Raw genomic sequence first — 22,211 nt, forward strand, 5'->3', positions numbered from 1 at the left:
CACGCCTAGGGTGCCTTGCATGACAGCAGTGGTGGAGGGTCCCGTGGCCGAGATCCCGCTCGACCGCCCGGCTCGCAAGCAGCGCGGCGACAACGCCCGCACGGTCGACGGCGTCGAGGTGGTCGGCTCGTTGTCCCCGAGCCGGGCCGGCGACTTCATGACCTGCCCGCTGCTCTACCGCTACCGCACGATCGACAAGCTGCCCGAGGAGAGCTCGCCCGCCGCCGTGCGCGGGACGCTGGTCCACAAGGTCCTCGAGGACCTCTTCGACCTTCCCGCGGCCGAGCGCACGCCCGACCGGGCCCTGTCGATGGTCGAGCCCGCCTGGGCCGACCTGCTCGGCTCCGAGCCCGGGCTGGCCGAGATGTTCGCCGACGGGACCGACGGGGCCGACGAGTCCGACGGGGCCGACGGGACCGCGCAGGCCGTCGACCTGGTCGCCTGGCTGGGGTCCTGCCGCGAGAGCGTCCAGCGCTACTTCACCCTGGAGGACCCCAGCCGCCTCGAGCCGGCCGAGCGCGAGCTCTACGTCGAGACCGTCCTCGACAGCCGGCTGCTGCTGCGAGGGTTCGTCGACCGCATCGACGTGGCGCCGACGGGCGAGGTGCGAGTCGTCGACTACAAGACCGGCCGGGCGCCGGGGCCGATGTGGGAGGCCAAGGCGCTGTTCCAGATGAAGTTCTACGCCCTGGTGCTCTGGCGCCTGCGGGGCGAGATCCCCACGATGCTCCAGCTGATCTACCTCGGCTCCGGCGAGGTCCTGCGCTACCGCCCCGACGAGGCCGACCTGCGCGCCGTCGAGCGCAAGGTCGACGCCCTGTGGGGGGCGATCAGCCGTGCGGCCGAGTCCCGAGACTGGCGTCCCAACCGGACGCCCCTCTGCGCGTGGTGCTCCCACCAGGCGATCTGCCCCGAGTGGGGCGGCACTCCCCCGCCGCTGCCCGAGGTGACCGCCCAGCAGATCGCCGACCCCGGCCTCTCGCCGGAGGACGTCGACTGAGCCGGCGCGGCGCGCGCCGGCTCAGTGGGGCTCAGTCGGGCTCACCGCTCGGCGGTGGGTGACCCGGACGACTCGTCGGCGTACAGCACGCAGGCGACGTCGACGCCGCCTGCCCTCCGCAGCGCCGGGTCCTCGCCCTCCGCGAAGCGGACGGTGACCCCGGAGGCTCCGGACGAGATGTCCTCGACGCCCTTCCACAGCGGCTCGTCGGGGCGCTCGGACCGGATCTCCTCGACCAGCCGCCTGGCCCCGTCTGGGTCGGCGCCGCCGAAGGTGACCTCCGTGGCCGGCCGGTCGAACACCTCCAGGTCACCGACCAGGCTGCGCTCGCGGAGGTAGACCTCGGAGTCGCGCCGGGTCCAGTGCTCCTCCAGCAGGGCCCGCAGGTCCCGCGACTCCCAGCCGCAGGTCGAGGTCGCCTCCGGGCAGCGCGGGTGGAACGAGCACCCGAGCGGCGGGCTGGCGGCGTCGGGGATCTCCCCGCGGGGCAGGTCGCGCGGCACCATGCGGGTGGGGTCGGGCTCGGGGATGGCCTTGAGCAGCGCCTTGGTGTAGGGGTGCTTGGGGTCCTCGAAGATCTCCTGGGTCGGCCCGATCTCGACGATGCGGCCGAGGTACATGATCGCGACGCGGTCGCAGAAGAACTTCGCGGTGGCCAGGTCGTGGGTGATGTAGACGTAGGTGAGCCCGAGGTCGTCCTTGAGGTCGAGCATGAGCTGGAGGATCTTGGCGCGCACGCTCATGTCGAGCATGGAGATCGGCTCGTCGGCCACGAGCAGCTCGGGGTCGAGGATCACGGCCCGGGCGATGACGGCACGCTGCTTCTGGCCCCCGGACAGGTCGGAGGGGTACTTGCGGAGGAACTGCTCCGCGGGCGCGAGGCCCACGCGTTCCAGCGCGGCGACGACGCGCCGTCGCAGCTCGTCGCCCGAGGCGATGCCGTGGATCCTGAGCGGGTGGCCCACCGCGGTCTCGAGGTCCATCGACGGGTTGAGCGCCGCGTGGGGGTCCTGGAAGACCATCTGGAGGTCGGTGCGCAGCTCGCGCAGCCGCTTGGCCGAGCACTCGGCCAGGTCGGTGGTGCCGCCGTCCCCGTGGTGGTAGCGGATCGCCCCCTGGGTGGGCCGCACCAGGCCGAGCAGGGCGCGCCCGAGGGTGGTCTTGCCGGACCCGGACTCCCCCACCAGGCCCAGCACCTCTCCCTTGCGCAGGTCGATGTCGACGCCGTCCACCGCCTTGACCGTGCCGGTGTCGCGACCCAGCAGGCGCGCCAGGCTGCCGCCGCGGAGCTGGTAGTGCACGGCCAGGTCGTCGAGCTCCATCAGCACGTCGTCGGTGCGCGCGGGGGCGCTCGCGGTCTCAGGCTTCGTCGGCAACGGAGAGCTCCTTCTGCTCGAGGGGCTCGTCGCGACCGGCAGGGATCGTGGCGAGACCGGCGTCACGGGCCGCCACCCAGCACTCGACGCGGGTGCCGGAGTCGAGGGTCTCGACCGGCGGGTCCTCCAGGCACTGCTGGAGCGCCTGCGGGCAGCGCGGGTGGAAGTGGCAGCCCTGCGGCGGGGTGACCAGGTCCGGCGGGGCGCCCGGGATGTAGTGCAGGCCCGTCGTCGAGAGCGAGATCGTCGAACGCAGCAGCTCCTGGGTGTAGGGGTGCTGCGGGTGGGCGAAGACCTCCCGGGCGTCGCCGATCTCCACGATGCGGCCGGCGTACATCACCGCGACCCGGTCGCAGGCCTCGGCGATGATGCCGAGGTTGTGGGTGATCAGCAGCAGCGAGGTGTCGAACTCGCGGCGCAGGTCGTGCAGGATCCGGATGATCTGGGCCTCGACGAGGACGTCGAGCGCGGTGGTCGGCTCGTCGGCGACCACGAACCGCGGTCGCAGCACGAGGGCGAGCGCGATCATCAGGCGCTGGCGCATGCCGCCGGAGAACTCGTGCGGGTAGGAGCGCCAGCGGGTGGGCGGGATGCCCATGCGCCGCAGCACGTCGAGCGAGCGCTTCTCCATGTCCTCCTTGCGCAGGTCGGGCTCGTGCGTGCGCAGCGTCTCCAGGAAGTGCTCGCTGACCCGCATCAGCGGGTTGAGCCGGGTCAGGGGCTCCTGGAAGATCATCCCGAGCTCCTGGCCGCGGCGCTTGTAGAGCTGCTTGGGGTCGATCGCGAGCAGGTCCTCACCGCCGAAGGTGAGCCCGCCGTCCATCGCCGCCCCGTCGGGCAGCAGGCCGAGGAGGCCCCGCCCGAGGGTCGACTTGCCGCAGCCGGACTCCCCCACCAGGCCGAGGATCTCGCCCTGCCGCACCGAGAAGGAGACCCCGTCGACGGCGCGGACGGGGCCGCGGTCGGTGGCGTACCAGACGCGGATGTCATCGGCCCGGATCACCTCCTCGCGGGCGGGTGCGGACGCGCTGGTGCTGGTCACTGGCCGACCTCCGTCGTCTCTCGGTCACGCGGCGGCAGGACCACCTTGCGCAGCCGGCGCTTGCGCAGCACCGGGTTGATCGTCTCGTTGAGCCCCTCGCCGACCAGAGTCAGGCCGACGATGAGCAGGACGATGGCGGCGCCCGGGAACGCCGCGGTCCACCAGATCCCCGCCGACACGTCGTCCAGGGCGCGGTCGAGGTCGTAGCCCCACTCCGCGGCCTCGGTCGGCTGGATGCCGAAGCCGAGGAAGCCGAGGGCCGCGAGCGTGCCGAGCGCGTCGGCGGCGTTGAGGGTGCCGATCACCGGGACCGAGCCGATCACGTTGCCGAACAGGTAGCGCCACATGATCGTGGAGTCCTTCGCGCCGATCGCGCGCGCGGCCTCGACGTACGTCGCCTCGCGGGCCGAGACGGTCGTGTTGCGGACCACGCGGAAGTACTGCGGGATGTAGATGACCGTCAGCGAGATCGCGGCGGCCAGCACGCCGCCGCCCAGCTTCCCGCTGAGCAGGAAGCTGAAGACGATCGCCAGGAGCAGCGTGGGGAACGCGTAGATCGCGTCGGTGAAGAACACCAGCAGCCGGTCGGTCCAGCCACCGACGTAGCCGGAGACCAGGCCCAGCACGACGCCGGCCACCACCGAGAGCAGCACCGAGAGCACCACGACCGTGAGGCCCGTGCGCGCACCCCAGATGACGCGGGACAGGACGTCGTAGAACTGGTCGTTGGTGCCGAAGACGTGGGCTCCCGACGGCGCCTGCAGCTTGGGCAGCTTGACCCCGTCGACCTTGGACTGGGAGAAGTCGGTGGGCGCGATCCAGGGGGCGAAGATCGCGACCACGATGAAGGCGAGCGTGATCAGCAACCCGGTGACCAGCAGCCAGCGGGCCGGTCCGCTGGTCGTCCGGAACGGACTGGTCAGCCGGGAGAGAGCGCGGTTGGCCATCAGTAGCTCACTCTCGGGTCGATCAGGGCGTTGAGGATGTCGACCAGCACGCTCATCACCACGACGATGAGGGCGAAGAACGTGACCAGCCCCTGCACCGCCGCGTAGTCACGCGCGTTGAGGTAGTCGATCAGCTCCGTGCCCAGCCCCGGCCAGTTGAAGGTGCTCTCGGTGAGCACCGCCCCCGAGAGCGTGAGCGCCACCTGCAGGCCGATGACGGTGACCACCGGCACCAGCGCGTTGCGGAACGCGTGGCGACGGATGACGTAGCGCTCGGGGATGCCGCGGGCACGGGCGGCCTCGACGTAGTCGCCCTTGAGGGTCTGGAGCAGGTTGACCCGCACGAGCCGGATGAAGACGCCGCAGAGCAGCAGACCGAGGGTGAAGCAGGGCAGGACGTGGTGCTTCAGCACGTCGGTGACGGCCGCTCCGTTGCCGGACAGGACGGCGTCGAGCAGCAGGATGTGGGTCTTGGGCTGGACGGTGAACTTGGTGACCGGCGAGGCGATGTCGTACGTCGGCCACCCCGTGCCGGCGCTGGCGACGATGAGGACGAGCACCAGGCCCACGACGAAGATCGGGGCGGCGTAGGTGACGATGCCGAACAGGCGGATCACGATGTCGGCGAAGGAGTCGCGGCGCCGCCCGGCCATGAGGCCCAGCGGGATGCCGATGACCAGGGCGAAGAGGAAGGCCCCGATCGTGAGCGTCAGGGTCGCCCCGCCGTTGTCGCGGATGATGTCGATGACCGGACGGTTGTCGGACAGGGCCTTGCCCAGGTTGAGGTGCGCGACCTGGCCGAGGTACTCGAGGTACTGCACCCACAGCGGCCGGTCGAGCCCGAGCGACGCACGACGCCGGTCGAGCTCGTCCTCGCTGAGCCGGCCGCCCACGGCGGCGCTGACCGGGTCACCAGGGGCCACGCGGAGCATGAGGAACACCAGCGTGAGCACGAGCCAGATCATCGGGACCAGCAGCACCAGCCGCTGTCCGATGTAGCGCGGCAGCGAGCCGCCCGCGACAGCCATCGGGGTCTCCTAGGAGGGGAGGTCAGTGGACCTCGGGGTGGGCACACGTGCGTGAAGGGCCCGGGAGTGTCCCCCGGGCCCTCCACACGAGATCAGGACGACTTGCTGATCGTCCAGAGGCGGAAGATGTACGTCGGGTCGAGGGTCTCCTTGACCCCCTGCATCCCCGGGCCGGCCACGGCGACGTTCTTGCCGAACCACGACGGGATGTAGGGCACGTCCTCGGCAGCGATGTCCTGCAGCTGCCCGATGATCTCGTCGCGCTTGTTGGTGTCGGTCTCGGCGAGCTCCTGCTCGAGGAGCTTGTTCACCTCGGGGTTGCTGTAGCCGTTGGCGAAGAAGCCACCGTCCTTGATGAACGGCGTCAGGTAGTTGTCGGCGTCCAGGATGTCGGGGTACCAGCCGAGCGCGAAGAGGTCGTAGGCGTTCTTCTTGTAGAGCGTCTGGTACTGCTCCCACTCCGCGCTCTTGAGCGCGACCTTGAACAGGCCGCTCTCGTTGAGCTGGTCGGAGAGGTCCTTGGCCTCGTCGACCAGGTTGGGGCCGTAGTGGGTCGGCGTCCAGCCGATGGTCAGGTCGACCGGTGTCTTCACGCCGGCCTGGCTGAGGATCTGCTTGGCCTTGGCGGTGTCGGGTGCGGCGCCGTACTTCTCCTTGAAGGAGTCCTTCTGGCCGCCGAAGCCGGGCGGGACGATGGAGTAGGCCGGGGCGGTGGTGCCGTCGTAGGCGTCCTGGGTGATGGCGTCGCGGTCGATCAGCTGGGCGACGGCCTGGCGGACGGCCTTCTGCTTGCCCGTGGCGGTGCCGAGCTGGAAGACCCAGTAGCGGAACTCAGCGCCGCCGCCCTCGAGGACCTGGGCGTTGCTGTTGTCCTTGAGGTCCTGCAGGTCCGTCGGGGACAGCGTGCGCCAGGCGATGTCGACCTGACCGGTCTTGATCGCCTCCTTGAGGGGGGCCGGGTCCTTGAAGTACTGGACGAAGATCTGTGACGACTTGGACTTCTTCTCGCCCTTGTAGGAGGCGTTGGCCTCGAGGACCGCCTGCTCGCCGGGCTTGTACTGCGACAGCTTGAGCGGGCCGGAGCCGATCACCTTGTCGTCGTCGAGCAGCTTGTCGGCGGGGAAGACGTCCTCGTCGACGATCGAGGTGGTCGCGGTCGAGAGCAGCTTGAGGAACGTGGTGTCCGGGGTGTTGAGGTGGAACGTCACGGTGGTGTCGTCCGGCGTCTCGATCGAGTCCGCACGGAACTTGCCGTCCTTGTCGGTCAGCTGGCCGAGGAGCACCGCGGAGCCGTTGGGGTCGGCGATGTCGATGTTGCGCTTGAAGCTGAAGAGCACGTCGGAGGACGTCAGCTCGTCGCCGTTGGAGAACTTCAGCCCGCTCGTGAGCTTGCAGGTGACGGTCTGGGGGTCGTCGTAGTCGCAGCTCGCGGCGTCGGCGACCGGCTCGGTCTCGTTGGCGTTGATCGTCATCAGCTGCTGGAAGATGGCGTACTGCATGTTCCACGAGCCGAAGTCGTAGGAACCGGCCGGGTCCATCGCGGTGACGGACTCGGTGGTGCCGAGGATGTACTTGCTGCCGTCGCCTCCCCCGCCGCCGGTGTTGCTGCTGCTGCCTCCGTCGTCGCCGCCGCACGCGGCGAGCGAGGCGACCATGACGCCCGCGCTGACCGCCGCGAGCATGCCCCTCTTGCGCATCACTTCGTACCTCTTCAGGTCGTTGTTCGAGTCGAGAGCTCCGCCGCCGGCGGAGCCCGGCTCGCAAGGTAACGCTGAGCGGGGAGCCTCGACCACCACTGAAACGGCACGGGAAGGTCGCGAATCGACAACGATTCCGGATCCGGCCCGGTGATCGGGCCCTCCGGCCCCGGTGATCGGGCTCAGTCGAGGTCCAGCGACCTGAGCTGGTCGAGGCCGACGACGGCCAGCGTCTCGCGGAACACGCGGCGGTCGCTCGGCGCCACCGGCACGTGGTTCTCGATCACCAGCACCACGCAGCCGGCAGCCTCGGCGGAGCGCGCGCCGGTGTTGGAGTCCTCGATGGCCACGCAGTCCTCGGGGCGTACGCCGAGCAGCCGTGCGGCCTGGAGGTAGGGCTCGGGGTGGGGCTTGCCGAACTCGACCTGGTCACCGGTCACGACCTCGGCGAACGAGCCCTCGGGCAGCGAGGCGAGCACCGGCTCCACGAACCGCTGGTAGGACATCGTGACCAGCGCGCACGGGACGCCGGCGACGCGGAGCTCCTCGAGCAGCTCCCGTGCCCCGGGCCGCCACGGCACCGAGCGCTGCACCCGGGCCACGACGCCGTCGAGCAGCAGGTCGACGATGACCTCCGGCTCGAGGTCGATGCCGGACTTGTCGCGCAGCATCGTCGCGGACACGATCAGCTCGTTGCCGACCAGGTCGAGCGCCTGGTCGTGGCTCCACGTGCCGCCGTGCGCCTCGACCACCTCGGTCTCGACGGCGATCCAGTAGGGCTCGGTGTCGACCAGGGTGCCGTCCATGTCCCACAGGACGGCCGCGGGGAACCGGCCCGGACCTCGTCGGTCGGCCGGGGTCGGGTCGTCCACCTCAGTCCTCGGGCTCGTAGCCGAGGTTGGGGGCGAGCCACCGCTCGGCCTCCTTGAGCGTCCACCCCTTGCGGCGGGCGTAGTCGGCGACCTGGTCGGGGCCGAGGCGGCCGACGACGAAGTACTGCGAGTCGGGGTGGGAGAGGTACCAGCCGCTCACCGAGGCGCCCGGCCACATCGCCATGCTCTCGGTCAGCCGGATGCCGACCCGCTCCTCCACGTCGAGCAGCTCCCACAGGGTGGCCTTCTCGGTGTGGTCGGGGCAGGCGGGGTAGCCGGGCGCCGGCCGGATGCCGGCGTACTCCTCCTTGATGAGCTGGCGGTTGTCGAGGTGCTCGTCGGGCGCGTAGCCCCAGACCTCGGTGCGCACGCGCTCGTGGAGGCGCTCGGCGAAGGCCTCGGCGAGCCGGTCGGCGAGCGACTCCAGGAGGATCGCGTTGTAGTCGTCGAGCTCCGTGCGCAGCCGCGCGACCTCCTCGGACGAACCGATGCCCGCGGTGACCGCGAACCCACCGACGTGGTCGTGCAGGCCGGACCCCTTGGGCGCGACGAAGTCGGCCAGGCAGCGGTGCGGGAGCCCGTGGCGCTGCTCGCCCTGCTGACGCAGGTGGTGCAGCACGGCACGCACCTCCTGGCGCTCGTCGTCGGCGTAGACCTCGACGTCGTCACCGGTGGAGGCGGCCGGGAAGAGGCCGACCACCCCGTTGGCGCGCAGGATGCCCGAGGTCTCGAGCCGGTCGAGCATGGCCAGCCCGTCGTCGTACAGCCGGCGTGCGGCCTCGCCGGACGTCGGTGCGTTGAGCAGGTCGGGGAAGCGCCCGCGGATCTCCCAGGCGTTGAAGAACGGCTGCCAGTCGATGTAGGTGCGCAGCTCGGCGAGGTCCTGGTCGAGGACCAGCAGCTCGCGGCTCTTGGGCTGCGGCGGGAGGTACGTCGTCCAGTCGAGCTGGGCCTTGTTGGCGCGGGCCTTGTCGATGGGCGTCAGCGGACGGCGCTTCTGCCGGCTGGCGTGGCGCTCCCGGATCGAGTCGAAGTCCTCCTTGACGTCAGCGAGCAGCGCGTCGCGGCGCTCGTCGGACAGCAGCTGGCTGACCACCGGCACCGACCGGGAGGCGTCCTTCACCCAGACGACCGGGCCGTCGTACGACTGGTCGATCTTGACCGCGGTGTGCGCCCGGCTCGTCGTCGCGCCGCCGATGAGCAGTGGGATCTCGAAGCCCTGCCGCTTCATCTCCGTGGCGACGTTGACCATCTCGTCGAGCGAGGGGGTGATCAGGCCGGACAGGCCGATGATGTCGGCCTTCTCCTCGCGCGCGGCCTCGAGGATCTTCTGCGCGGGCACCATGACGCCGAGGTCGACCACGTCGTAGTTGTTGCACTGCAGCACGACCCCGACGATGTTCTTGCCGATGTCGTGGACGTCGCCCTTGACGGTCGCGGTGACGATCTTGCCCTTGGCCTTCACCGGCGCGTCGGGGTCCTTCTCGGCCTCGATGAACGGGATGAGGTAGGCCACCGCCTTCTTCATCACGCGGGCCGACTTCACCACCTGGGGCAGGAACATCTTGCCGGCGCCGAAGAGGTCGCCGACGACGTTCATGCCGTCCATCAGCGGGCCCTCGATCACCTCGAGCGGCTTGCCACCACGCTCGGAGATGAGGGCGCGCAGCTCCTCGGTGTCGGCCTCGACGTGGTCGTCGATGCCCTTGACCAGCGCGTGGGTGATGCGCTCGTCGACCGGCAGGTCGCGCCAGGCCTCGGTGGCCTGCTCGGCCTCGGCGCCGTCGGAGCGGTAGGACTCGGCGATCTCCAGCAGGCGCTCGGCGGCGTCGGGCCGGCGGTTGAGGATGACGTCCTCGATGCGGTCGCGCAGCTCCGGGTCGATCTCGTCGTAGACCACGAGGGCACCGGCGTTGACGATGCCCATGTCGAGGCCCGCCTCGATCGCGTGGAACAGGAAGACCGCGTGGATCGCCTCGCGCACCGCGTTGTTGCCGCGGAACGAGAACGAGACGTTGGAGATGCCACCGGAGGTCAGCGCGCCGGGGAGGTTCTGCTTGATCCACCGGACGGCCTCGATGAAGTCGACACCGTAGTTGGCGTGCTCCTCGATGCCGGTCGCGACCGCGAACACGTTGGGGTCGAAGACGATGTCGCGCGGGTCGAACCCGACCTTGTCGACGAGCAGGCGGTAGGCCCGCTCGCACACCTCGACCCGTCGCTGCAACGAGTCGGCCTGGCCGTCCTCGTCGAAGGCCATGACGACCGCCGCGGCGCCGTACTTGCGGCACAGGCGGGCGTGCTCGAGGAACTTCTCCTCGCCCTCCTTGAGGGAGATCGAGTTGACGATGCACTTGCCCTGGGTGGTGCGCAGGCCCGCCTCGATCACCTCCCACTTGGAGGAGTCGATCATCAGCGGGACCTTGCTGATGTCGGGCTCGGTGGCGATGAGCTTGGTGAAGCGGTCCATGGCCGCGACGCCGTCGATCATGCCCTCGTCCATGTTGACGTCGATGACCTGCGCACCGGACTCGACCTGCTGCCGCGCGACCTGCAGGGCCGTCCCGTAGTCCTCGGCCTTGATCAGGTTGCGGAAGCGGGCCGACCCGGTGATGTTGGTCCGCTCCCCCACGTTGACGAACAGCGAGTCGCCGGTGATGTTGAACGGCTCGAGGCCGGAGGTCCGGGTCGCCGGAGGTACGACGGGCAGGGTGCGCGTCGTGCCCGCTCGCGCCGCCGACTCGATCGCGGCGATGTGCTCCGGGGTGGTGCCGCAGCAGCCGCCGAGGATGTTGACCAGCCCCGAGGAGGCGAACTCGCCGAGCACCTCGGCCATCTGGTCGGGCGACTCGTCGTACTCCCCGAACTCGTTGGGCAGGCCGGCGTTGGGGTAGGCCGAGACGAAGCAGTCCGCGACGCGGGAGAGCTCGGCGACGTAGGGCCGAAGGTCGGCCGCGCCCAGTGCGCAGTTGAGGCCGACAGCGAGCGGGCGGACGTGGCGCACGGAGTTCCAGAACGCCTCGGTGACCTGGCCGGACAGCGTGCGGCCGGAGGCGTCGGTGATGGTGCCGGACACGACGACCGGCCAGCGGCGGCCGTGCTCCTCGAACAGCGTCTCCAGGGCGAAGATCGCGGCCTTGGCGTTGAGGGTGTCGAAGATCGTCTCGACCAGGAGCAGGTCGGCGCCGCCCTCGACGAGCCCGCGGGCCTGCTCGAGGTAGGCCTCGACCAGGTCGGTGAAGGAGACGTTGCGCGCCCCCGGGTCGTTGACGTCGGGCGAGATCGACGCGGTCCGGTTGGTCGGGCCGATGGCACCGGCGACGTAGCGGGGCCGGGAGGTGTCCTCCGCGGTCACCGCGTCGCAGGCCTGCCGGGCCAGCCGGGCCGAGGCCAGGTTGAGCTCGCGGGACAGCTCCTCCATGCCGTAGTCGGCCTGGGAGATGCGCTGGGCGTTGAAGGTGTTGGTGGCGACGATGTCCGCGCCCGCCTCGAGGTAGGCGCGGTGGATCTCCTCGATGATCTGCGGCTGGCTGAGCGAGAGCAGCTCGTTGTTGCCCTGGACGTCCCGGTCCCAGTCGGCGAACCGCTCGCCGCGGTAGCCCGCCTCGTCGAGGTGGTGCCGCTGGATCAGCGTGCCCATCGCTCCGTCGATGACCAGGACGCGCTCGGCCATCACGTCCGCCAGGGCAGCGGTGGCGTCGGGTCGCAGGTCGGCAGCGTGGCTCACGGGGTTCCTTCACAGGTGGGGGACGGATCAACGGTAACGACCGCAGGCACGCAGGCGCGCCCGCATCTCATGCCCGTGGTTCGCAGGTGCCCAGGTCATAGGCTGGTCATGTGATCGAGATCGAGCCGGTGGGCCCGCTGCGCGACCCCGTCCTGGTCGCCGCCTTCGAGGGGTGGAACGACGCCGCCGACGCCGCGTCGGGGGTCGTCGACCACCTCCTGTCGGTCTGGGAGAGCACGCTCGTCGCGGTGATGGACCCCGAGGACTTCTACGACTTCCAGATGAACCGCCCGCTCATCGAGACCGACGAGCACGGCCACCGCCGGATCACCTGGCCCTCGACCCAGCTGTCCGTCGTGTCTCCCCCGGGCTCCCTGCGTGACGTGATCCTGCTGCGCGGGATCGAGCCCAACATGCGCTGGCGGCAGTTCTGCGCCGAGCTGCTGGCCGCGGCCGACGAGCTCGAGGTCAGCCACGTGGTGACCTTCGGTGCCCTGCTCGCCGACAGCCCGCACACGCGGCCCATCCCGATCTCCGGCAGCTCCACCGAGCCGGGGATCCAGGACCGGCTGGGCCTCGAGCCCTCCCACTACGAGGGCCCGACCGGCATCGTCGGGGTCTTCCAGGACGCCTGCATCCGCACCGACATGCCGGCCACGTCGTTCTGGGCGGCGGTCCCCCACTACGTCGCCCAGCCACCCTGCCCCAAGGCCACGCTCGCCCTGCTCGGCCAGCTCGAGGAGCTGCTCGAGATCCCGATCCCGCTGGGCGACCTGCAGGAGGAGTCGCGGGCCTGGGAGCGCGGGGTCACCGAGCTCGCCGAGGAGGACGCCGAGATCGGGGAGTACGTCCGCGCCCTCGAGGAGTCCCGTGACACCGCCGACCTGCCCGAGGCCAGCGGTGAGTCCATCGCCCGTGAGTTCGAGCGCTTCCTCCGCCGCCAGGACCCCCCGGCCGGCAGCTGAGCGGGCGCCGCGACGTACGCCCGCCCCACCCGCGGCCCGCGCGTACTCCGACGTACGCGTGGTCAATGTCCATAATGTCCAGCGCGTACGTCGGAGTACGCGCGGCGGGGCGCGGTGGGTCAGAGGAGGATGCCGAGGCGGGCGTCGATGAGCTCGCGGACGGTCTCGGCCCCGGAGCCGTCGCCGGGGTACCACCCCTCGGCCCAGTCGTCGAGCAGCTTGATCGCCCGGGGGGTGTCGAGGTCACCGGCCAGCGCCTGGCGGACCGAGACGACGAGCTGGTTGGCCTGGACCTGGGTGGTGGAGCCCAGCTGGGCCCGCCACGCGGCGAGCCGCTTCTCGGCCTCGGCCAGGTCGTCGTCGTGCCACTCCCAGTCGGAGCGGTAGTGGTGGGCGAGCAGCGCCAGGCGCAGCACCATCGGGTCGACGCCCTGCTCGCGCAGCCGGGAGACGAAGACCAGGTTGCCCAGCGACTTGGACATCTTCTCGCCCTCGTAGCCGACCATCCCGGTGTGCACGTAGTTGCGGGCGAAGAGCAGGCCGGGGAACGCCGCCTGCGCCTCGGAGGCGCTCATCTCGTGGTGCGGGAAGACCAGGTCGTTGCCGCCGCCCTGGACGTCGAAGTGCTCCCCCAGGGTGCTGAGCGCGATGGCGCTGCACTCGATGTGCCAGCCCGGTCGGCCACGGCCGAGCGGGGTGTCCCAGGCGGGCTCGCCGGGCCGCTCGGCGCGCCAGAGCAGGCAGTCGAGGGCGTGGCGCTTGCCGGGGCGGTCGGGGTCGCCGCCCCGCTCGCCGAAGGTCTCGAGCATCTCGGCGTCGGTGAGCTTGGCGAGCTGGCCGAAGGCCGGGTCGGCGTGCACGTCGAAGTACCAGTCGTCGTCGACCTGGTAGGCGTGGCCGAGGTGCTGCAGCTGCTGGACGAGCTCGACCACGAGGGGGATCGTCTCGACGGCGCCGAGGTACTCCGCCGGCGGGAGGATGCGCAGCGCCTCCATGTCGCCGCGGAACCGCTCGATCTCGCGGTCGGCGACGTCGCGCCAGTCCTCGCCGTCACGCTCGGCGCGCTCGAGCAGCGGGTCGTCGACGTCGGTGACGTTCTGGACGTAGCGCACCTGCAGGCCCATGTCGCGCCAGGCACGGACCACGAGGTCGAAGGCGAGGTAGGTCGCGGCGTGCCCGAGGTGGGTGGCGTCGTAGGGCGTGATGCCGCAGACGTAGATGCGCGCCTCGTCCCTCGCCGTGGTCGAGGGGCGGAGCGCGCGACGCTGGGTGTCGAAGAGCTGGAGGGTCGGGGAACGCCCGTGTCGCTCCAACGACGGCACGTCCGTGCCCTTCCAAGCCCGCATGGACCAGAGCCTACAAGTCCGGCCGCAGTCAGAACGCGGGCCACGGGATCGACGGCCAGCCGCGTCCCGGGACGGGCATCGAGCCTGCCCGCAGCAGCCGCTCCGCACGTCGTTCGAGGACCACGACCTCGGCCGCGGTGAGCAGGTCGGCGAGCCGGTCGCGCAGCCCGTCGGGCTCGCGCAGGGCCGCCAGCACACGGCGTACGCCGGACTCCACGTCGTCGTCCAGCGCCTGGCCGGCCCAGCCCCACAGGACGGTGCGCAGCTTGTTCTCGACGTGGAAGCACACCCCGTGGTCGACGCCGTAGCGGTGGCCGTCGCCCATCGCCAGGACGTGGCCCCCCTTGCGGTCCGCGTTGTTGACCAGCACGTCGAAGGCGGCCATGCGCCGCATCGGGCGGGAGTCCTCGTGGATCAGCGAGACGTCGTTGCCGGCGCCGTCCTCGGCGTCGAGGACGTGCAGGAAGCCGGCCGGGACCCGCCCCCGGGGGCACAGGTCGACCGGGTCGGGCACGCCCGGCCTGGGCTCGGCGGGCTCCTGCCACTGCTGGACCATCCCCGGACCGTGGGGCCCGTCGCGCAGCAGCGTCAGCGGCACGACGTCCCAGCCGAGGGCGTCGGAGACGAGGTAGGCCGCCCGCTCGCGCCCGGCGAGCGTGCCGTCCGGGAAGTCCCACAGCGGCCGCTCCCCCGCCACCGGCTTGTAGATGCAGGCGACGGACACCTCACCCAGCACCGCGTCGGCGAGGAAGGCGGCGTTGGAGGCGGGCAGGATGCGCCCGCGGAGCTCCAGGTCACCCTCGGCGAGGGCGCGGTCGGTCGACGGCGAGGTCAACGGCGACGGAAGCCGTTCATGCGCGGGCACAGGTGGCCGTCGGGGTCGAGCGGGTTGCCGCAGAAGTCGCAGCTAGGCCGCCCCGCCGAGACCACGACCTTGGCGCGCTCGCAGAACGCCCGCGCCGCCGTGGGCGGCAGGACGACGACCACGACCTCGCGCTCGGTCTCGGGATCGACCAGGTCCTCGGGCCCCGCGACGTCCTCCTCGATCGCGAACACCTCGACGATCACCCGCTGGGCGTCGTCGTCCCAGGCCAGCGTCATCGTGCCGGCCCGGAACTCCTCCTCGATCGGGGTGTCCAGGGGCTCGCGGTCGACCGAGTCCTCGGGGGTCAGCGCCGGGACGATCTGCTCGTCGGAGGCACCGGTCAGGGTCTGCAGCAGGTCGTCGAGCATCGCCTCGATGCGCTCGGCGAGCAGCTGCACCTGCTGCTTCTCCAGCGCGATGCTCACCAGCCGTCCCTGGGCGCGCGCCTGGATGAAGAACGTGCGCTGCCCCGGCTCGCCGACGGTGCCGGCGACGAAGCGGTCAGGTGGGTCGAAGCGGTGCTCCATGCCAGTGACCCTATCCAGGCCTCACGCACCGCCGCCGACGACGGCGTCGGAGGAGCGGCGGGCCGGCGTGCGGCCCTTCTTCTGCGGCGGGGTGAGCCCGGCCAGGTCACCCGCCGTGGTGTTGCTCATCAGCACGAAGGGCCGCTCGGGGGTGTAGCGGACCACCGAGATCGAGGCGGGCTCCACGTGGATGCGCTGGAAGGCGTCGAGGTGCATCCCCAGCGCGTCGGCGAGCACCGCCTTGATCGGGTCGCCGTGGCTCACCGCGACCCAGACCGCCCCCGGGCCGTGCTCGGCCTCGACCTCCGCGTCCAGCCGGCGCACGGCGGAGACCACGCGGGCGGACATCGCCGCGAGCCCCTCGCCCTCGGGGAACGTGGCTGCCGACGGCTGGGCCTGGACGACGCGCCAGAGCTTCTCCTTGGCCAGGTCCTTGAGGGCCCGGTTGGTCCACTCGCCGTAGTCGACCTCGACGAGGCCCCGGTCGCTGGACAGGGGCACGTCGGGGTGCGCCCTGGCCAGCGGCCGGGCGGTCTCCCGGCACCGCTCCAGGGGGCTGGTGACGATCCGCGCGACGCGCGTGCCGGCGAGCCGCTCGGCGGCCCGCTCGGCCTGCCCGCGTCCGGTGTCGTCGAGGTGGACCCCCTTGGTGCGTCCGGCGAGGACGTGGGCGGTGTTGGCGGTGCTGCGCCCGTGGCGCAGAAGGACGACCGTAGCCATGGGCTCACCGTAGAGTGCCGGTCATGATCGTGGACTGCGCGTGGTACCGCGACTGCAAGCGCCGCGCGGTGGACGTGACCCCGGGGCTCCTCGAGCGCATCCGCGAGGAGCCCGCCGAGACCCGCGGCTTCGTCTGGGTCGGGCTGCACGAGCCGTCGCAGGACGAGATGCAGCTGATGCAGAACGTCTTCGACCTCCACCCCCTCGCGGTCGAGGACGCGATGTCCAACCGGCAGCGGCCCAAGGTCGAGCCCTACTCCGACATGCTCTTCATGGTCCTCAAGACCCTTTGGTACGTCGACGAGCGCGACGAGGTCGAGACCGGCCAGGTGGCGATCTTCCTCGGCCCGGACTTCGTGGTCACCGTCCGCCAGGGCGCCGGTGTCCAGCTCGGCAGCATCCGCCACGACCTCGAGCAGCGCGACGACCTGCTCACCCACGGGCCGACCGCGGTGGCGTACTCGGTCTGCGACCGGATCGTCGACGGCTACGAGGACGTCGCGGCCGAGCTGGAGGTCGACGTCGACGAGGTCGAGGAGTCGGTGTTCTCCCCCGGGCGCACCCGTGACTCCCAGCGCATCTACGTCCTGAAGCGGGAGGTCGCCGAGGCTCGTCGGGCGGTCCACCCGCTGCGGGTCCCGATGGGTCGCTTCGCGTCGGCGTCGTACGCCTTCCTGCACGAGGACTCCGCGCCCTTCTGGCGCGACATCGCCGACCACGTGGTCCGTGTGGACGAGGCGGTCGAGACCCTCGACCAGCTGCTGTCGACGGCGTTCGACGCGCACCTCGCGCGGATCTCGGTCGACCAGAACGAGGACATGCGCAAGATCTCGGCCTGGGTCGCGATCGCCGGTGTGATGACGCTGGTGGCCGGCGTCTACGGGATGAACTTCCAGCACATGCCCGAGCTCGGCTGGCACTTCGGCTACGCCTACGCGCTCGGCCTCATGGCGGGGCTCTCGGCGATCCTCTACCGGATCTTCAAGAAGTCCGGGTGGCTCTAGCGGGTCAGCCGCCGACGGTGAGGACGCCCGCCCAGGCGAGGAGCAGCGTGGCCGCACCGAGGGCGATGCGGTAGACCACGAACGGTGTGTAGGAGTGCGTGGTGACGTAGCGCAGCAGCCACGCGATCACGCTGTAGCCGACCACGAAGGAGACGATCGTCGCGACCAGGGTCGGGCCGCCGCCGTAGGCGTTGGCGCAGGTGTCGGTGGAGGACCCGTCGCACTGGAGCACGTCGAGCAGCTCGAAGACGCCGGCCCCGATGACCGCGGGGATCGCCAGCAGGAACGCGAAGCGGGTGGCCGCCTCGCGGTCGTAGCCGAGGAAGCGGCCCATGCTGATCGTGGCGCCCGAGCGCGAGACGCCCGGGATGAGCGCGAGGGCCTGCGCGGCGCCGTAGAGCACCGCGTGCGGGAGCGTGAGCGACTCCGTCGTGCGCTCGGTGCGGCCGACGCGGTCGGCGATGCCCAGCACGATGCCCAGCACGATCAGCGTCGTGCCGATGATCCACAGGCTGCGGAAGTCCTTCTCGATGACGTCCTTGAGCAGCACGCCGAGGACCACGATCGGCAGGGAGCCGATGATGACGTACCACCCCATGCGGGCGTCCTGGTGGCCGCGCCACGCCGGCTGGACCAGCGAGCGCAGCCACGCCGAGGCGATGCGCCAGATGTCCTTGGCGAAGTAGAGGAGGACCGCGACCTCGGTGCCGATCTGGATGATCGCGGTGAACGCCGCGCCCGGGTCGCCCCAGCCGAACAGGTCGGGGAAGATCCGCAGGTGGGCGCTGCTGGAGATCGGGAGGAACTCCGTCAGCCCCTGGATCAGGCCGAGCACGATCGCCTCGAGGTAGTCCTGCACGGCCTCTCCTGAGGGTCCGGTGGTTGGGCGGCCGACAGCCTACGGTCCCGGACCTGCCAACCACCGCAACGGGTGTACGGCGAGCCGCGCGGCCCGCCGGCGCGCGCCGCCGTACCGTGTCGGCATGCAGCAGCGCCACCTCGGCCGCACGGGGCTGACCGTCTCCCGGCTCGGTCTGGGCACCCTGACCTGGGGGCGCGACACCGACGAGCACGAGGCCCGCGACCAGCTCAAGGCGTTCGTGGAGGTGGGCGGGACCCTGCTCGACACCGCGGCGGGCTACGGCGACGGCGCCTCGGAGGAGCTGCTCGGCTCGCTGCTCGGCGACGTCGTCGACCGCGACGACGTCGTGCTCGCGACCAAGGCCGGTGTGCAGCGCACGCGCGGCGCGCGCCAGGTCAACGTCTCCCGCGGCCACCTCCTGCGCACCCTCGACGCCTCCCTGCGGCGTCTGGGCACCGACCACGTCGACCTGTGGCAGGTCCACGCCTGGTCCGACGAGACGCCCTGGGAGGAGACGCTCGCCGCCGTCGACACCGCGGTGTCCTCGGGCCGTGCGGCCTACGCCGGGGTCTCCAACTACTCCGCCTGGCAGATGGCGCAGGCGGCGACCTGGCAGTCGGCCGTGCCGGGCCGCGCTCCGATCGCCTCCAACCAGGTCGAGGTCTCGCTGCTCAACCGGGGCGCCGAGACCGAGCTGCTGCCCGGGGCGCAGGCGATGGGCGTCGGGGTGCTGGCCTGGTCGCCGCTGGGCCGGGGGGTCCTGACCGGCAAGTACCGCTCCGGCACTCCTGCGGACTCCCGGGCCGCCTCCCCGCACTTCACCAACTTCGTCGGCGCCTACCTCGACCCGCGCTGCACCCGCATCGTCGAGGCGGTCGCCCGCGCGGCCGACGGCCTGCAGTGGTCCCCGCTCGAGGTCTCCCTCGCCTGGGTGCGCGACCTGCCCGGCGTCACCTCGGCGATCGTGGGCGCGCGCACCGCGGCCCAGCTGCGCGGCTCGCTGACCGTCGAGGAGTGCACCCTGCCGACCGAGATCCGCCGGGCGCTGGACGACGTCTCGTCCGGGGTGGCCTCAGACGACCGCTGACCCTGGTCAGACGGCGGTGCGGGTCTGCCGGATGATCCGGCGGCGCAGGATCACCTTGCGGGTGCCGTCGTGCAGCACGCGCAGCCGGTCGATCTCCCAGCCACCGTGCTCGGCCCGGTCGACCAGCAGCCGGGTGACGTAGCTGCGGGAGAAGTCGCGCGGGATCGTGATGCGGTCGAACTCGTACTCGGTGGCGCTGCGGCTCGGTGCGCCGTACTTCCTCGTGCCGGTGGTGTGCAGCGAGTGCACAGGGGGGCGCGCCATGCGGCCCATCGTAGGCGTGGGTCAGAGGCTTTCCAGCACCGCCACGGTGCGATCCCACGCGGCGCTGGAGGGGTCGATGACGACGAAGTGGTCCCCCTCGACGGCCACCAGCTCCGCGGTGCCCCCCGCCGCGGTGGCCGCGCGCACGTAGTCGCGGGAGTACGCCGGTGGCACGACCGTGTCGGCGTCCCCGTGCACGCACCACGCCGGGACGTCGAGCGGGACCTGCGCCTGCGGGTCCGCCTGGGCGTACGACGGGTCACCGGGTCCGGCGCCCATGAAGGCGGCCACCGCTCCCCCGCCGAGCCCCTCCTCGTGGGCCCGGGCCAGGTCGAGCACGCCGGCCTGGGAGATGACGTGGGTGACCGGGACCCCGCCCTTCCACCGGTCGAAGCGGCCGCGAGCGGCGGCCCAGGTGGCGAGGTGCCCGCCGGCCGAGTGGCCGAGGGTGACGACCGTGTCGAGCGAGAGCCCGTCGACCCCGCGGAGCAGGTCGAGGCCGGCGGCGACGTCGTCGCACGTGGCCGGCCAGCCCCCGCCGCCCCCGGGGCCGGAGCCGACCCGGCGGTACTCCAGGTTGAGCACCGTCCACCCGCGCTCGACGAGGTCGGCCGCGAGGGGCTCGCCCAGCGAGGCGTCGTACTCCGCCTTCCAGAAGCCGCCGTGGATCACCACCACGACCCCCTTCGACGGGCCATCGGGCCGGCTGAGGTCGGCCCACTGGGACGGGTCGTCGCCGTAGGTGAGGCGCTGGGTGGTCACGTCGTTGCTCCTTCGCGGGGTGACGGCGGGGGTGCCGGACGGGGTGACAGCCGGGGTGACGGACGGGGTCTCGGCCCGGCCGGTGCCGCAGGCGGCCAGCGGCGCGGCCAGCGCGCCCGCCAGGAGGACGCGCCGCGTGAGTCGCATCAGAAGCGCTCCTGCCGCAGCCGCTTGGTCTGCCCGCGCTGCTTCTTGGCGTCGAGGCGGCGCTGCTGGGAGCCCTTGGTGGGCCTGGTCGGCCGACGCTTCCTGGGTGGCGGCGCGAGCGCCTCCTCGACCAGGGCGGCGAGCCGGTCGCGGGCCTCGCGCCGGTTGAGCAGCTGGCTGCGCTCGGTCTCGGAGGTCACCGAGAGGACCCCGCCGGTCAGCCGCCCGGCGAGCCGCTCGAGGACCCGGTCACGCCGCGCCGGGGACAGCGCCGTGGTGGCGCCGACGTCCCAGGACAGGGTGACGCGGCTGTCACTGGTGTTCACGCTCTGACCTCCCGGACCCGACGACCTCGAGAAGCGTTCGCGCAGCTCGCCCCCGGGGATGGTCAGGCCGCGGCCGACGGGCAGGTCGTCGGGCATGTGGTCCGCGCCGTCAGTAGAGGTCGAGGAAGCGGTCGAAGGTGCGTGCGCCGAACTCGAGCGCGTCGGTCGGCACCCGCTCGTCGACCCCGTGGAACAGCGCGGTGAAGTCGAGGTCGGCCGGCAGCCGCAGCGGCGCGAAGCCGTAGCAGGCGATGCCCGCCTTGGCCCAGTGCTTGCCGTCGGTGCCGCCCGGCATGAGGTAGGGCACGACCTGCCCGTCGGGGTCCTCGGCGAGGATCGAGCGGGTGATCGCGGTCGCGACGTCACCGGCGTACGGCGTCTCGACGGCCTGCTGCTTGGACAGGAAGTCGATCTCGATCCCGTCGCCGACCAGCTCGGAGAGGGTGGCGAAGAACTCGTCCTCGTGACCGGGGAGGAACCGTCCGTCGACGTGCGCGCTCGCGCGGCCCGGGATGACGTTGACCTTGTAGCCGGCGTCGAGCATCGTCGGCGCCGCCGAGTTGCGGATGACCGCGCTGAGCATCCGTGCGGCGGAGCCGAACTCCTCGATCAGGTCCGCAGCGTTCTCCGGGGTCGCCTCGGTCCCGGCGAGGTCGGCGACGGCGGCCAGGCAGACCTCCATCGCCGGCGTGAGCCGCACCGGCCACTGGTGGGCGCCGATGCGGGCGACCGCGGCCGCCAGCCGCGTCACGGCGTTGTCGGGGTTGCGCATGGAGCCGTGGCCCGCGGTGCCGGTGGCGGTCAGGCGCATCCACGCCATGCCCTTCTCGGCCGCCTGGATGAGGTAGAGCCGCTGGTCGCGGACCGTGGCACTGAAGCCGCCGACCTCGCCGACGGCCGTCGTCACGCCGTCGAGCCACTCGCGGCGGTGCAGGAGGACCTGCTCGGCCCCCTGGTGGCCGCCTGCCTCCTCGTCGGCGGTGAAGGCCAGCACCAGCGGCCGGGCGGGCAGGCGGCCGGCCCGGGCCCGGGCGCGGACCACGGCGAGCATGATCGCGTCGAAGTCCTTCATGTCGACCGCGCCGCGGCCCCAGAGGCAGCCGTCCTGGATCTCGCCGGAGAACGGGTCGACCTGCCAGTCCGCGGCGTCGGCCGGCACCACGTCGAGGTGGCCGTGCACGAGCAGCGCGTCCCTGTCGGACGCGGCGGAGCCGTCACCGCCCCACCTCGCGAGCACGTTGGTGCGCCCCGGGACGCCCTCGTAGAGCTCGGCGGTGATGCCGACCTCCTCGAGCAGCCCGGCGACGTGCTCGGCGGCCTTGCGCTCCCCCGGTCCCTGGCCGTCGCCGGTGTTGGTCGTGTCGATCCGGATCAGGTCGCGGCACAGGTCGACGACCTCGGCGTCGACGTCGGGGGTGGTGGCTTCCTGGGAGGGGCTGCGGTCGCTCACCCGGCCATCCTCACACGCAGCCCCCGGTCGGTCCCCGATGCGGGAAGGACGGCCCGGCTTTGCTAGAGTTTCGGTCGCACTCGTCCGGGTGGCGGAATAGGCAGACGCGCTAGCTTGAGGTGCTAGTGCCCCAAAAGGGCGTGGGGGTTCAAGTCCCCCCTCGGACACCAGCCAGCACGACGAACCCGCAGGTCATC

At 71.6% G+C, this 22,211-nt stretch carries 20 protein-coding genes and 1 tRNA gene; 5 read left to right on the plus strand and 16 right to left on the minus strand.

Going from position 1 to position 22,211, the window contains the following annotated elements:
• Window positions 1-19 precede the first annotated feature (19 nt).
• Complete coding sequence (locus J2S63_RS19915; protein ID WP_310306036.1) at window positions 20-1,000, plus strand: RecB family exonuclease; 981 nt, start codon at window positions 20-22, stop codon at window positions 998-1,000.
• 41 nt (window positions 1,001-1,041) lie between these two features.
• On the opposite strand, the gene J2S63_RS19920 is transcribed toward J2S63_RS19915, so the two are convergent.
• The 7 genes from J2S63_RS19920 to metH form a co-directional block, all read right to left on the minus strand.
• Window positions 1,042-2,376 (minus strand): ABC transporter ATP-binding protein, encoded by a 1,335-nt coding sequence (locus J2S63_RS19920; RefSeq protein ID WP_310306038.1) that lies wholly within the window; start codon window positions 2,374-2,376, stop codon window positions 1,042-1,044.
• Window positions 2,360-3,418, minus strand: a complete 1,059-nt coding sequence (locus J2S63_RS19925) for an ABC transporter ATP-binding protein (protein WP_310306040.1) — start codon at window positions 3,416-3,418, stop codon at window positions 2,360-2,362. The genes J2S63_RS19920 and J2S63_RS19925 overlap by 17 nt, the downstream gene beginning before the upstream one ends.
• Entirely contained in the window at window positions 3,415-4,365 is a 951-nt protein-coding gene (locus J2S63_RS19930) for an ABC transporter permease (protein ID WP_310306043.1), read from the minus strand. Before J2S63_RS19930 ends, J2S63_RS19925 begins: the two co-directional genes overlap by 4 nt.
• Complete coding sequence (locus J2S63_RS19935; protein ID WP_310306046.1) at window positions 4,365-5,393, minus strand: ABC transporter permease; 1,029 nt, start codon at window positions 5,391-5,393, stop codon at window positions 4,365-4,367. The genes J2S63_RS19930 and J2S63_RS19935 overlap by 1 nt, the downstream gene beginning before the upstream one ends.
• A gap of 92 nt (window positions 5,394-5,485) precedes the next feature.
• Window positions 5,486-7,090 carry an ABC transporter substrate-binding protein gene (locus J2S63_RS19940; protein WP_310306048.1) on the minus strand — a complete coding sequence of 535 codons (1,605 nt, stop codon included), beginning with the start codon at window positions 7,088-7,090 and terminating at the stop codon, window positions 5,486-5,488.
• 182 nt (window positions 7,091-7,272) lie between these two features.
• Complete coding sequence (locus tag J2S63_RS19945; RefSeq protein WP_310306049.1) at window positions 7,273-7,962, minus strand: HAD family hydrolase; 690 nt, start codon at window positions 7,960-7,962, stop codon at window positions 7,273-7,275.
• A 1-nt stretch (window position 7,963) separates the two neighbouring features.
• Window positions 7,964-11,635, minus strand: coding sequence for a methionine synthase (metH, locus tag J2S63_RS19950; RefSeq protein WP_374725148.1), 3,672 nt, complete (start codon window positions 11,633-11,635; stop codon window positions 7,964-7,966).
• Window positions 11,636-11,799: 164 nt separating this feature from the next.
• Between metH and J2S63_RS19955 the strand changes: the two genes are divergently transcribed.
• Entirely contained in the window at window positions 11,800-12,654 is an 855-nt protein-coding gene (locus J2S63_RS19955) for a PAC2 family protein (RefSeq protein ID WP_310306053.1), read from the plus strand.
• A 119-nt stretch (window positions 12,655-12,773) separates the two neighbouring features.
• Here J2S63_RS19955 and mshC read toward each other — a convergent pair whose 3' ends face one another.
• From mshC to J2S63_RS19975, 4 genes are read right to left on the minus strand one after another with little or no spacing between them, the layout of a single operon-like run.
• A complete protein-coding gene (gene mshC / locus J2S63_RS19960; RefSeq protein WP_310306055.1) occupies window positions 12,774-14,000 on the minus strand; it encodes a cysteine--1-D-myo-inosityl 2-amino-2-deoxy-alpha-D-glucopyranoside ligase in 1,227 nt (408 codons plus the stop codon).
• Window positions 14,001-14,028: 28 nt separating this feature from the next.
• Window positions 14,029-14,835: an Rv2133c family protein gene (locus tag J2S63_RS19965; RefSeq protein ID WP_310306057.1), complete on the minus strand. Its 807-nt coding sequence runs from the start codon at window positions 14,833-14,835 to the stop codon at window positions 14,029-14,031.
• Window positions 14,832-15,392, minus strand: a complete 561-nt coding sequence (locus J2S63_RS19970; RefSeq protein ID WP_310306058.1) for an Rv2134c family protein — start codon at window positions 15,390-15,392, stop codon at window positions 14,832-14,834. Before J2S63_RS19970 ends, J2S63_RS19965 begins: the two co-directional genes overlap by 4 nt.
• A 21-nt stretch (window positions 15,393-15,413) precedes the next feature.
• Window positions 15,414-16,112: a histidine phosphatase family protein gene (locus J2S63_RS19975; RefSeq protein ID WP_310306061.1), complete on the minus strand. Its 699-nt coding sequence runs from the start codon at window positions 16,110-16,112 to the stop codon at window positions 15,414-15,416.
• A 23-nt stretch (window positions 16,113-16,135) separates the two neighbouring features.
• Between J2S63_RS19975 and J2S63_RS19980 the strand changes: the two genes are divergently transcribed.
• Window positions 16,136-17,116, plus strand: a complete 981-nt coding sequence (locus J2S63_RS19980; protein ID WP_310306063.1) for a magnesium and cobalt transport protein CorA — start codon at window positions 16,136-16,138, stop codon at window positions 17,114-17,116.
• A 4-nt stretch (window positions 17,117-17,120) separates the two neighbouring features.
• On the opposite strand, the gene J2S63_RS19985 is transcribed toward J2S63_RS19980, so the two are convergent.
• Window positions 17,121-17,975 carry an undecaprenyl-diphosphate phosphatase gene (locus J2S63_RS19985; RefSeq protein WP_310306065.1) on the minus strand — a complete coding sequence of 285 codons (855 nt, stop codon included), beginning with the start codon at window positions 17,973-17,975 and terminating at the stop codon, window positions 17,121-17,123.
• A gap of 124 nt (window positions 17,976-18,099) precedes the next feature.
• Here J2S63_RS19985 and J2S63_RS19990 point away from each other — a divergent pair, with 124 nt between their 5' ends.
• Window positions 18,100-19,065 carry an aldo/keto reductase gene (locus J2S63_RS19990; RefSeq protein WP_310306066.1) on the plus strand — a complete coding sequence of 322 codons (966 nt, stop codon included), beginning with the start codon at window positions 18,100-18,102 and terminating at the stop codon, window positions 19,063-19,065.
• Window positions 19,066-19,071: 6 nt separating this feature from the next.
• On the opposite strand, the gene J2S63_RS19995 is transcribed toward J2S63_RS19990, so the two are convergent.
• From J2S63_RS19995 to J2S63_RS20010, 4 genes are read right to left on the minus strand one after another with little or no spacing between them, the layout of a single operon-like run.
• Complete coding sequence (locus J2S63_RS19995; protein ID WP_425573299.1) at window positions 19,072-19,329, minus strand: DUF5703 family protein; 258 nt, start codon at window positions 19,327-19,329, stop codon at window positions 19,072-19,074.
• Window positions 19,330-19,350: 21 nt separating this feature from the next.
• Window positions 19,351-20,238, minus strand: coding sequence for an alpha/beta hydrolase family protein (locus J2S63_RS20000; protein ID WP_310306068.1), 888 nt, complete (start codon window positions 20,236-20,238; stop codon window positions 19,351-19,353).
• Window positions 20,238-20,660: an alternative ribosome rescue aminoacyl-tRNA hydrolase ArfB gene (gene arfB / locus J2S63_RS20005; RefSeq protein WP_310306070.1), complete on the minus strand. Its 423-nt coding sequence runs from the start codon at window positions 20,658-20,660 to the stop codon at window positions 20,238-20,240. The genes J2S63_RS20000 and arfB overlap by 1 nt, the downstream gene beginning before the upstream one ends.
• A 13-nt stretch (window positions 20,661-20,673) precedes the next feature.
• Window positions 20,674-22,014 carry a M20/M25/M40 family metallo-hydrolase gene (locus tag J2S63_RS20010; protein ID WP_310306072.1) on the minus strand — a complete coding sequence of 447 codons (1,341 nt, stop codon included), beginning with the start codon at window positions 22,012-22,014 and terminating at the stop codon, window positions 20,674-20,676.
• An 82-nt stretch (window positions 22,015-22,096) separates the two neighbouring features.
• Between J2S63_RS20010 and J2S63_RS20015 the strand changes: the two genes are divergently transcribed.
• A tRNA-Leu gene (locus J2S63_RS20015) sits at window positions 22,097-22,184 on the plus strand.
• The last annotated feature ends 27 nt before the right edge of the window (window positions 22,185-22,211 follow it).

It is taken from the genome of Nocardioides marmoribigeumensis (assembly GCF_031458325.1).
GTDB classification, from domain to species: Bacteria; Actinomycetota; Actinomycetes; order Propionibacteriales; family Nocardioidaceae; genus Marmoricola_A; species Marmoricola_A marmoribigeumensis.

Coding starts and splice junctions, on each gene's coding strand:
- J2S63_RS19975 (WP_310306061.1), bottom strand. CDS start 16,112: ATGGCTACGGTCGTCCTTCTGCGCCACGGGCGCAGCACCGCCAACACC.
- J2S63_RS20000 (WP_310306068.1), bottom strand. CDS start 20,238: ATGCGACTCACGCGGCGCGTCCTCCTGGCGGGCGCGCTGGCCGCGCCG.
- J2S63_RS19980 (WP_310306063.1), top strand. CDS start 16,136: ATGATCGTGGACTGCGCGTGGTACCGCGACTGCAAGCGCCGCGCGGTG.
- J2S63_RS19970 (WP_310306058.1), bottom strand. CDS start 15,392: ATGGAGCACCGCTTCGACCCACCTGACCGCTTCGTCGCCGGCACCGTC.
- J2S63_RS19940 (WP_310306048.1), bottom strand. CDS start 7,090: ATGCGCAAGAGGGGCATGCTCGCGGCGGTCAGCGCGGGCGTCATGGTC.
- J2S63_RS19930 (WP_310306043.1), bottom strand. CDS start 4,365: ATGGCCAACCGCGCTCTCTCCCGGCTGACCAGTCCGTTCCGGACGACC.
- J2S63_RS19935 (WP_310306046.1), bottom strand. CDS start 5,393: ATGGCTGTCGCGGGCGGCTCGCTGCCGCGCTACATCGGACAGCGGCTG.
- metH (WP_374725148.1), bottom strand. CDS start 11,635: ATGGCCGAGCGCGTCCTGGTCATCGACGGAGCGATGGGCACGCTGATC.
- J2S63_RS19995 (WP_425573299.1), bottom strand. CDS start 19,329: ATGGCGCGCCCCCCTGTGCACTCGCTGCACACCACCGGCACGAGGAAG.
- arfB (WP_310306070.1), bottom strand. CDS start 20,660: ATGCCCGACGACCTGCCCGTCGGCCGCGGCCTGACCATCCCCGGGGGC.
- J2S63_RS19990 (WP_310306066.1), top strand. CDS start 18,100: ATGCAGCAGCGCCACCTCGGCCGCACGGGGCTGACCGTCTCCCGGCTC.
- mshC (WP_310306055.1), bottom strand. CDS start 14,000: ATGCGGGCTTGGAAGGGCACGGACGTGCCGTCGTTGGAGCGACACGGG.
- J2S63_RS19915 (WP_310306036.1), top strand. CDS start 20: ATGACAGCAGTGGTGGAGGGTCCCGTGGCCGAGATCCCGCTCGACCGC.